9 protein-coding genes, 1 pseudogene and 1 riboswitch are annotated in these 10,197 nt (G+C 42.5%); of the genes and pseudogenes, 8 read left to right on the top strand and 2 right to left on the bottom strand.

From position 1 onward, the window contains the following. Together JOD17_RS05470 and JOD17_RS05465 are read right to left on the bottom strand one after the other, a co-directional pair. Positions 1 to 835 (bottom strand): annotated as a pseudogene (locus JOD17_RS05470) (hypothetical protein); the annotation flags it as partial. A gap of 146 nt (positions 836 to 981) precedes the next feature. Further along, positions 982 to 2,436 carry an MDR family MFS transporter gene (locus JOD17_RS05465; RefSeq protein WP_204696031.1) on the bottom strand — a complete coding sequence of 485 codons (1,455 nt, stop codon included), beginning with the start codon at positions 2,434 to 2,436 and terminating at the stop codon, positions 982 to 984. Between the two features lie 156 nt (positions 2,437 to 2,592). On the opposite strand from JOD17_RS05465, the gene JOD17_RS05460 reads away from it, so the two are divergent. From JOD17_RS05460 to sufC, 8 genes are all read left to right on the top strand, one after another. Next, complete coding sequence (locus tag JOD17_RS05460) at positions 2,593 to 3,192, top strand: TetR/AcrR family transcriptional regulator (protein ID WP_239575274.1); 600 nt, start codon at positions 2,593 to 2,595, stop codon at positions 3,190 to 3,192. Positions 3,193 to 3,264: 72 nt separating this feature from the next. Then, positions 3,265 to 4,059, top strand: coding sequence for an MBL fold metallo-hydrolase (locus tag JOD17_RS05455; protein ID WP_239575230.1), 795 nt, complete (start codon positions 3,265 to 3,267; stop codon positions 4,057 to 4,059). Positions 4,060 to 4,140: 81 nt separating this feature from the next. Beyond that, a riboswitch (SAM riboswitch) is annotated at positions 4,141 to 4,252 on the top strand. A 127-nt stretch (positions 4,253 to 4,379) separates the two neighbouring features. After that, positions 4,380 to 5,402, top strand: a complete 1,023-nt coding sequence (locus tag JOD17_RS05450) for an ATP-binding cassette domain-containing protein (RefSeq protein WP_204696029.1) — start codon at positions 4,380 to 4,382, stop codon at positions 5,400 to 5,402. Further along, positions 5,395 to 6,063 carry a methionine ABC transporter permease gene (locus JOD17_RS05445; RefSeq protein ID WP_042417671.1) on the top strand — a complete coding sequence of 223 codons (669 nt, stop codon included), beginning with the start codon at positions 5,395 to 5,397 and terminating at the stop codon, positions 6,061 to 6,063. Before JOD17_RS05450 ends, JOD17_RS05445 begins: the two co-directional genes overlap by 8 nt. A gap of 18 nt (positions 6,064 to 6,081) precedes the next feature. Next, positions 6,082 to 6,981, top strand: coding sequence for a MetQ/NlpA family ABC transporter substrate-binding protein (locus JOD17_RS05440; RefSeq protein WP_042360289.1), 900 nt, complete (start codon positions 6,082 to 6,084; stop codon positions 6,979 to 6,981). Positions 6,982 to 7,262: 281 nt separating this feature from the next. Beyond that, positions 7,263 to 8,771, top strand: a complete 1,509-nt coding sequence (locus JOD17_RS05435) for a BCCT family transporter (protein WP_204696028.1) — start codon at positions 7,263 to 7,265, stop codon at positions 8,769 to 8,771. A 59-nt stretch (positions 8,772 to 8,830) separates the two neighbouring features. Next, complete coding sequence (locus JOD17_RS05430; protein WP_239575229.1) at positions 8,831 to 9,211, top strand: carboxymuconolactone decarboxylase family protein; 381 nt, start codon at positions 8,831 to 8,833, stop codon at positions 9,209 to 9,211. A gap of 200 nt (positions 9,212 to 9,411) precedes the next feature. Continuing rightward, the gene (gene sufC / locus JOD17_RS05425; protein WP_042360291.1) at positions 9,412 to 10,197 is read left to right on the top strand and encodes a Fe-S cluster assembly ATPase SufC; all 786 of its coding nucleotides are present in this window, start codon (positions 9,412 to 9,414) and stop codon (positions 10,195 to 10,197) included.

Raw genomic sequence — 10,197 nt, 5'->3', positions numbered from 1 at the left:
AATAGGTGCTACCGTCAAACGTAACGATTTGCCCAACAGGATAGCCCGGTGCGGCAACAGGGTCAAAAGGAACAACACCATCGAGTCCGATGCCCATAGCGCCCGTCGGTCCGGTTGCCCCTGTAGGCCCGGTGTCTCCTGCAATGCCCGTAGCCCCGGTGACACCCGTAGCGCCCGTAGCTCCAGCGCTTGCAATCAAGGTATAATCCGGTGAAGTGCCAGGAGTGCCCGTAGGAGGCGCAGTGTTCACAAAATAGGTGCTACCTTCAAACGTAACGATCTGTCCAACAGGATAGCCTGGTGCAGCGACAGGATCAAAAGGAATAGCGCCATCAAGTCCAATGCCAGTAGCGCCAGTAGCACCGGTAGCGCCAGTAGCACCAGCGCCTGCAATCAACGTGTAATCTGGTGAAGTACCAGGAATACCCGTAGGAGGAGCGGTGTTCACAAAATAGGTGCTACCTTCAAACGTAACGATCTGTCCAACAGGGTAGCCTGGTGCAGCGAGTGGATCAAAAGGAACGGCACCATCGAGCCCGATTCCAGTTGCGCCGGTCGGTCCAGTTGGACCGGTTACGCCAGTTGCACCATCTGATGGTCCGGTTGGCCCTGTAGGACCCGTTGGTCCAGTAGGACCTGGTAAATCAATGGTAATGCCTGTTGGTGGGCTTGTCGGTTGAGTTGGGGAAGTGGGAGTAGTTGGGGAAGTAGGGATTCCCGTTGGAAATGAGCCGGTACCACCAACAATACCGGGACCATTTATGAGATTGTTGTTAATGGAAACCCCATTTCGATTTTGTCGATTGGCGTTCCATAAGTGATCTGGTGGATTCAATCTAATACCTCCGTCTAATCGTTGAATTTCATGCACATCAATTGATTGCTGTGTATGAGCTAAAAGTCATAACAGTATATGTACGGAGTGATGAACGTGTTTATAGAAAAAGCCCTGAATTGCATTAACAATTCAGGGCTTGGTTATTACGCTGGATTTTTGGTGTTTTTACTTCGAATAAAAAGTGCAATAAGAAGTGCGATGACTGCAAAGATCAATCCAAACGAAAAGCTTTGTTGAGCGCCAATCGTTGCAGCTTCTATTTGTTGTTCTGCACTAGGGTTTTGAATTCCAGATAGTGCATTGGTGCGTCCAGTTTCCATAATAGAGATGAAGATCGCAGCCCCAATTGCCCCAGAGACTTGCATGAGTGTGTTAAAGATTGCGGTCCCGTGAGGATAAAGTTCTTTAGGAAGCTGATTCAATCCGTTTGTTTGAGCGGGCATCATAATCATTGCGACAGATACCATGACGAACACATGTTGTAACGCTAGCACCCATTCGTCAACACCCGGCGTTGAGAAGCGGTACGTAAACACAGTGATCACGAGCATAATTGCACCTGGGATTAGAATTGGGCGTGGTCCAACTTTATCAAATAGGCGACCCATAATTGGGGACATGGCACCGTTAATAATCCCTCCAGGAAGCATGATTAGACCAGTCGCTACAGCTGTGAAAAGTAAAGCTGACTGCATATACATCGGCAGTACGAGCATAAGTGCGAACATCGTCATCATCACGAGCATAACGAGCACGAGTCCAAGTGCAAACATCGGAAAACGGAATACTCTAATGTCGAGTAACGGTTCTTCCATTTTCAATTGACGAATCGCAAACGTCACGAGCGCTAAGAGCCCGATAACGAGTGATGCAATCACAAGTGGATCAGCTAGTGAACTGTCGCCTTTACCGGCTGTGCTAAATCCGAACACAATTCCACCGAAACCGATGGTCGATAAGATAAATGAAAACACATCAAGTTTTGGTTTCGATGTCTCAGTTACATTTTTCAAGACGAAATAACCGAAGACGAGTGAGAATAGTGCAATCGGTATGACAAGGTAAAAGAGCCAACGCCACGTTAAGCTTTCAATAATAAGTCCCGAAACGGTTGGACCAATTGCAGGAGCAAACATAATGACAAGACCCATCATACCCATCGCTGCACCTCGGCGCTCGACTGGGATTACGGCTAAAATCACGTTCATAAGCAGCGGAATCATAATTGCTGTACCGACAGCTTGAGTGATTCTTCCTATTAATAGAACTGCAAATGTCGGGCTAACACCTGCAATAACCGTCCCTAATGTAAATAGTGACATTGCGGTGATAAACAACTGACGAGTCGTAAAACGTTTTATGAAATAGGCAGAAATCGGAATAAGTGTACCGATGACGAGCATGTAACTCGTTACGAGCCATTGTGCCGTACTTGATGTAACACCAAGATCTCCCATGATGGCTTGCAAAGCAACGTTAAGAATTGTTTCATTTAGGATTGCAACAAATGCACCTGAAAGAAGCACGGCCAAAATTGGTATAGGTCGTATATCAGGAATATCAGATTTTAAGTCAGCTTCTGTAGCTGTGTGAGCCATAGCCGTACCCTCCTTCTTTTAAACAGCAAGAGAAATCTTACCACGAGTAATTACGGAACGCAACAGTTTCGTAATTAATTCTCTGTAAAGATTGCCTTAACCAATTCGAAGGTGCTACAGTAAAAAGAGAAACAGTAGGAGGTTAGGTTCGTGAGCATGGACGAACAAGTTGTGAAAAAAGGTCGCCCACTAGACGAGAGTCGAAATCAAGTGATCTTAGACTCCACGCTAGAACTTATTGCGGAACACGGATATGAAGCAGTAACGATGGATCATATTGCAAAAGCTGCAGGTGTTGGAAAGGCAACGATTTACCGGCGATGGAAATCGAAGCAAGAGTTGGTCGTTGAAGCGATCTCTTCCATAAAATCGTTTGAAGGCATTTTAGAAGAAGTAGATGAGACAAATGGACTTGAAGAACAGATAAAGCAGTTATTATTATCTAGCTTTTGGTCTGAAGATCCCATTCATCAAAGAGCAATGGCGGCGATCGGGGCTGTCTTGGCGAATCATAAAGAATTAGAATATCGCCTACAACAAGACTATTACCGCAAATACAGACTCGTGTTCTTTGCGATTTTAGATCCTTATGTTTATCCTGAACGCACAGTCGGTTTGGAAACGCTCGATCTAATTGCTGATATTGGGCCTTCAATGGTTTATTACCGAGCAGTTGTTACGAAGAAGCCGATTGATGAGCCATTTATCGAGCAAATTGTAAAAAAGATGATTATGCCCCTTCTCGTTAACGAGTAGTCGTGCTACGGAGGTTAACGGGTAGCTAGTGTACTATCTGAAATTTCAGTTTCAAGTTGGGAGTTGAAGCGTATGAACGTTCAAATGATTGAAGGTGTTACGATTGCTAACGTTGTTCCAGAAAATAAAGGTAGGAAAATGACTCCGGTTTATTTATTTTCTGTCGACAATATGCTCGTAGATACAGGTCCATCGAATATGTATGAAACGTTACGTTCTTTTTTTGATTCGCAATCGTATGATTTTATTGCATTAACCCATAATCACGAAGATCATAGTGGAAATGTAGCCGTATTGGCTAATCAACGTGAGTTGCCTGTTTATGTACATGAACTCGGGTTGGAAGAATGCTTTCTAGAAACACCGTATCCGTATTATCGCCAGCTTGCCTGGGGAGAGCGTAAGCCCTTCCAACCAACGAAAATGCCCGATCAACTTACTACATCGCACTCAACATGGGAAGTGATTTTTACACCTGGTCATGCAAAAGACCATATTAGCTTACTCGATGAGCGAACGGGGCGTCTGTTTACAGGGGATTTATTTGTGACACCGAAACCGAAAGTCATTATGGAAGCTGAATCAATCCCGGAAACGTTACGCTCTCTAAAGAAGTTGTTGAACTACGAATTTTCATCGATATTCTGTTGTCACTCCGGGTATCATATAAACGGGAAAGAAATGGTTAATAAGAAGATTGAACATTTAGAAGCGCTCATTGCTCAAGTACATGAGTTAACTGAACAAGGATATTCTATTGATGACATTGATCGGTCACTTTATCCGAAAACCTACCCAATCGAAACCGTCTCCGAAGGTCAATGGAGTTCTAGACATATCGTCTCGTCAATTGTAAAAGAACGATGATTTAGAACATAGGTGATAAATCATGAAAGATTTGTTGACAGGTAGAAAGCTGGGTGCTAAGATACAATCACAAACTGAATATCCTTATCTGGAGAGGTGGAGGGACTGGCCCTATGAAGCCCGGCAACCGGCAATTTTTATTGCAATGGTGCCAATTCCTGCAAGATTACGTCGTAATCTTGGGAGATGAGACGGGAATAGTTAGAATACAACCTTTCTGCTCATCATATTGAGTTGATGGGTTATTTTTTTATTTCGTTCAAAGTTTACTGAATAGATATGTATAGTAGGAAAAAAGTTTAGAAAAGGAGGTGCAGCCCGTGATTCGAATTAATGATGTTTCTAAAGTTTTTAAGACGAAGGCTGCATCAATTAACGCCGTTCAAAACGTAGAACTTAACATTGAGCAAGGAGAGATCTTTGGCATTATCGGGTACAGTGGTGCTGGGAAAAGTACACTCATCCGTCTGTTGAATTTACTTGAAGTGCCAAGTAGTGGTTTTATAAAAATTGCCGATTACGACATGATGACGCTTAGAGGCAAAGAGTTAAGGAAAGCAAGGCAAGAAATCAGCATGATCTTTCAACATTTCAACTTGCTTTGGTCACGAACTGTACGACAAAACATTGCTTACCCTCTAGAGATTGCAGGAGTTTCAAGTGCAAAACGCAAAGAGCGTGTTGATGAGCTCATTAAGCTTGTCGGTTTAGAAGGTCGCGGTGATGCGTATCCGTCGCAATTAAGTGGTGGTCAAAAGCAACGAGTCGGGATTGCACGAGCTCTTGCGAATAATCCGAAGGTGTTGCTTTGTGACGAAGCAACGTCTGCACTTGATCCAAAAACAACGAGTCAAATTCTAGATCTCCTTTATGATATTAATCAAAAGCTAGGACTTACAATTGTTCTTATCACTCATGAAATGCACGTCATTCACAAAATTTGTGGTCGAGTGGCGGTGATGGAAGATGGCAAAGTCGTAGAACAAGGTGCTGTACTCGACGTATTTAGAAACCCATCAGAGGAAATCACGAGAGCATTTGTGAAACAAATTACAGAGAACGATGAGTCACTTGAAGTCATCGAAGATCAGTTGGATGATGCAAACGGGACAGTGGTGAAACTGACGTTTGTCGGTGAGCGAACAGAAAAACCGTTCGTCTCTGAGCTCATTCGTAATGTCGATATTGACGTCAATATTCTACAAGGTAACATTGCACGTACGAAAGATGGCAGTTATGGAACGTTATTTATTTCATTAGAAGGAAGCGAAGATAAAGTTAAGGCAGCTCTCGCCTTCTTAGAGAATCATGAAGTACAGGCGGAGGTGATTACTCATGGATGAAGGCTTCCTTAGTAATGTGAATTGGGACAATATGCTTGAAGCGACGTGGGAAACAGTGTACATGAGTTCAATCGCAATTGTTTTCACGTTTATATTAGGAATAGCATTAGGGTTATTATTGTTTTTAACGTCTAGAAATCAGCTCTGGTCTAATCCGGTGATTAACTGGTTTACCGCAGCTTTTGTGAATATCTTTCGCTCGATCCCATTTATCATCTTAATCATATTATTGATTCCATTTACAGTCGCAATCTTAAATACGATGCTTGGACCACAAGCAGCTCTTCCCGCATTGATTATTGGTGCAGCACCTTTCTATGCGAGACTCGTCGAAATTGGGCTTCGTGAAGTTGACAAGGGTGTCATTGAAGCAGCTCGGTCTATGGGAAGCAATCAATTTCAGATTATCTTTAAAGTGTTATTACCTGAATCAATGCCTGCGTTAATTTCTGGAATTACTGTTACATCAATCGCACTTGTTGGCTACACAGCAATGGCAGGGGTTATTGGTGCAGGAGGACTAGGAGATCTAGCCTACCGTGATGGCTTCCAACGTAATAATGCAGAAGTAACGCTCGTAGCTACCGTAATTACGCTCGTCATCGTGTTTATTTTCCAAGGAATTGGCGACGTGTTGACGAGAAAATTAGATAAACGATAAGAAGGGAAGAGAAGTAGAATGAAAAAGTTTTATACGGCAATTGCAGCAGGTTCACTTGTACTCGCATTAAGCGCTTGTGGAACGTCTGATGAGGAAAATGGTTCAGGCGCTGAAGGAGACGCGGATTCTGACGTTGAGACACCAGATGAAGATACGGATGAAGAAGCGACAAACGATGGTGAGAATGAACCACTCGTCGTAGGTGCTTCTAACATTCCACATGCTGAGATTCTTGAATTTGCACAAGATCTTCTTGAAGAAGAAGGTGTTGATCTGCAAATTGAAACGTTCAATGATTACATTATCCCGAACCAAGCACTTGATTTCGGTGATTTAGATGCGAACTATTTCCAGCACATCCCTTACCTTGAAAGCCAAATCGAAGAGCATGGTTATGATTTTGCTAACGCAGGCGGCGTACACATTGAGCCGATGGGTGGTTACAGTCAAGAGTATAGTTCTTTATCAGAACTTCCTGAAGGCGCACACGTTATTATGAGTGATTCTGTCGCTGACCATGGTCGTGTGATTAGCTTATTTGAAGAAGAAGGTTTAATTACAGTTGCTGATGGCGTTGATCCAATTTATGCAACGATTGATGACATCGAAGATAACCCGAACGATTTCAACTTTGACCCATCCTATGAAGCAGCGATTTTACCACAAGCGTTTGATACTGGTGAAGGAGATGTTGTCTTCATTAACTCGAACTATGCAATTGACAACGATTTAAGCCCGGTTGATGATTCGATCGCTGTTGAAAGTGGCGATGATAACCCATACGTTAACGTGATTGCAGTAAATTCAGGTGATGAGGACGACCCACGCATCCAGACATTACTAGATGTCCTTCATTCCGATGAAGTCGTATCGTTTATTGAAGAACAATACGAAGGTGCAGTACTTCCAGCAGAATAAATAAAAAGAGCAGTCCGTTTCTGAAAACGGCCTGCTCTTTTTATTTGTCGAGATCAAGCATCATATATCCAAATAAAAAATGCACTTTAAATATGAAGAAAGTGGCATAATAAAATGCTACCTAAATCTAGGGTAAATATTACATGTGCATCGAAAAGATTTTATGCTATACTTTGTAACTTGTGACACCAATAAAAAAAACGAACAAACATTTTCGATGTGTTCTAAAAGAAGACGTCGGGGATGTTTTTTTTGTTTTAAGGAAGGGTTTTTTCGGGATAATGAATTTTAAAAAGGTTGACTGGCCTGTCTTTGCAATAAGTGGAGGGATTCTCTTATTGTTCGTTATTGCGTCAATCATCGACGTACAAGCAGTTAGTCAATTTGTGAATGTAACTTTCGAAGCATCTGTATACTACTTTGGTGGCTTTTGGCAGTTGCTCCTTCTCGTCATGTTAGGTGCAGCACTAATTATTGCATTTTCAAAGTACGGCAAAGTACGGATTGGAAATAGAGATCAAGTTGAAATGAGCACGTTTCGATGGATTTCGGTGATTACAATTTCTCTGCTAGGTGCAGGTGGGGTCTTCTGGGCAGCATCTGAGCCGATGTATTATTTTATGGACGTCCCACCGGTACACAACGACATTGAAGCTGCAACACAGGCGGCAATTGCTCCTGCAATGGCACAAGCATTTGTTAGTTGGGGAATGGGGGCATGGGCTGTACTCGGTACGACCGGTGCAATTGTACTCATGTATGCGGTCTATCATAAAGGGATGCCAATGAAACCACGTTCCCTGTTGTATCCGTTTTTTGGTAAGCGAATTGCGAACCATAAGCTTGGGGCGGTTATTGATGCATTTTGTGTTATTGCAGTTGCAGCGGGTACAATCGGTCCAATTGGTATTTTAGCTCTACAAGTGAGCTATGGAATGGATTCATTATTTGCGATTCCTGATAACTTTTTAGTGCAAATATCTGTTATTGCCTTTCTACTTTCTATTGTTACAATTTCAGCGGTTACAGGAATTCACAAAGGAATTCAATGGTTAAGTAAAATCAATATTATTATTGTGTTCATCTTAGCGACTATTATTATGTTATTCGGTGCTGGAGCATTTATCATTGATACGTTCATCTCTTCATTTGGGTTTTACATCAATAATTTTGTAACGCTTCACACGTACCGGGGTGACAATGACTGGTTAGGTTTTTGGATGTTGTTCTTCTTTGCATGGTTCATTGGATTTGCACCGATGATGACGATGCTCATTGCGAGAATCTCAAGAGGACGTACAATTAGAGAGATTATTATGGCTGTTGCTGTGATTTCGCCACTAATTACGAACTTCTGGTTTAGTGTTGTTGGTGGATCAGGGATCTTTTATGAGATGGAGAATCCGGGAAGCGTCTCTGGTCCCCTTGATGAAGGCGGATTGCCAGCAGCAATTATAGCAATTGCAGAGCAAATGCCATTTTCGGTCATTATGCCATTTCTCTTCTTAATTCTTGCGATCCTCTTTGTAATTACAACAGCAGATAGCATGACGTATTCGATTTCAATGAGTATGACAGGGGAAGGAAATCCTCCGAAATTTATGCGTGTCTTCTGGGCGAGCATTATGGCGGTTGTAGCGGCGATTCTAATCTTTATTGGTGAAGGTAGTATCGATGCATTGCAATCGTTTATCGTCGTAACAGCAGTGCCGGTTGCGCTTTTAATCACACCGTCAATCTGGCACGCACCAAAGATTGCGAAAGAACTTTGGCGCGAGCAAAATAAATAATGGAAAAATATGCATGAATTGAATCCCCCTTTTCCATACTAAGGATGAGGGGGATTGTTATGCCAAAAGATCAGAATTTCATTGAAGAAGTATTGCTAGATTATAAAGAAGGCATGGATTATGTTTCAGAACAATTGCCTCGGTTAACTCGGAAGTACCATGCGTTTACAGAAGTTTGTTTTGCAAAAGGAAAATTGCAAACGAAAGATAAACAGCTGATGGCACTGGCGATTAGTGTGGTGATGAATGATGATTATTGCATGGTCTATCATACGAAGATGTGTGTAGATGAAGGGGCGACAGAAGCTGAGATCCTCGAAGCAGTAGGTGTAGCAGCAGCTTTTCGGGCAGGTCCTTCGCTCAGTCAAGCCGCAACATTAATTCGAGATGCAATCGAAGCATTCGAGAAAGAGCAAGATTCCTCAAGTAGTGATAATTAAGCATTTGTCTTAACAGGTTTAATCCATTGAAACCTTTAGAATAAACCTGCATAATGGGAAAAGAGAATCCAGAGCGGTTCTCTTTTTTACGAATACGCCCATGCTCTTGATGGGAGATTGAATTTGTTATAAAATAAGAATGAGAATAGATTGAGAATATGCTACCTATTCGTTGTAGCTTAAATAAATGGAGGTAGATTATGACTGCATCAACATTGACGATCAAAGACTTACACGTCGAGATCGAAGGTAAAGAGATCGTAAAGGGCTTTAACTTAGAAATTTCTGGCGGCGAAATCCATGCCATTATGGGACCAAACGGAACAGGTAAATCAACACTTGCTTCTGCAATTATGGGACACCCAAGTTACGAAATCACAAAAGGCAGTGTAAGCCTTGATGGTGAAGACGTTCTTGAAATGGAAGTTGACGAGCGCGCACGTGCAGGAATGTTTCTTGCTATGCAATATCCAAGTGAAGTAACAGGCGTTACAACTTCTGACTTCCTTCGTACTGCTATTAACGCACACCGCGAAGAAGGCGACGAGATTCCATTAATGAAGTTCATCAAGAAGATGGACAAAAACATGGAAACACTTGATATGAACGAACAGTTCTCAACTCGTTATTTGAACGAAGGTTTCTCTGGTGGAGAGAAGAAGCGTAACGAAATTCTTCAACTTCTTATGCTTGAACCAAAAATTGCGATCCTAGATGAGATTGACTCTGGTCTTGATATTGACGCACTTAAAGTCGTATCAAACGGAATTAACAACATGCGCGGAGAAAGCTTTGGTTGCCTCATCATCACTCACTACCAACGTCTACTCAACTACATCACACCAGATCACGTTCACGTGATGATGCAAGGACGTATTGTGAAGTCTGGCGACGCTAGCCTTGCTCAACGTCTTGAAGCAGAAGGTTATGACTGGATTAAAGAAGAGCTCGGAATCGAAGATGAGCGTGTAGGACAAGAAGCATAA

It is taken from the genome of Geomicrobium sediminis (assembly GCF_016908595.1).
GTDB lineage: Bacteria > Bacillota > Bacilli > Bacillales > Marinococcaceae > Geomicrobium_A > Geomicrobium_A sediminis.
Note: the sequence above shows the minus strand (reverse complement) of the source record. Positions and strands in the feature narration are given on the sequence as shown.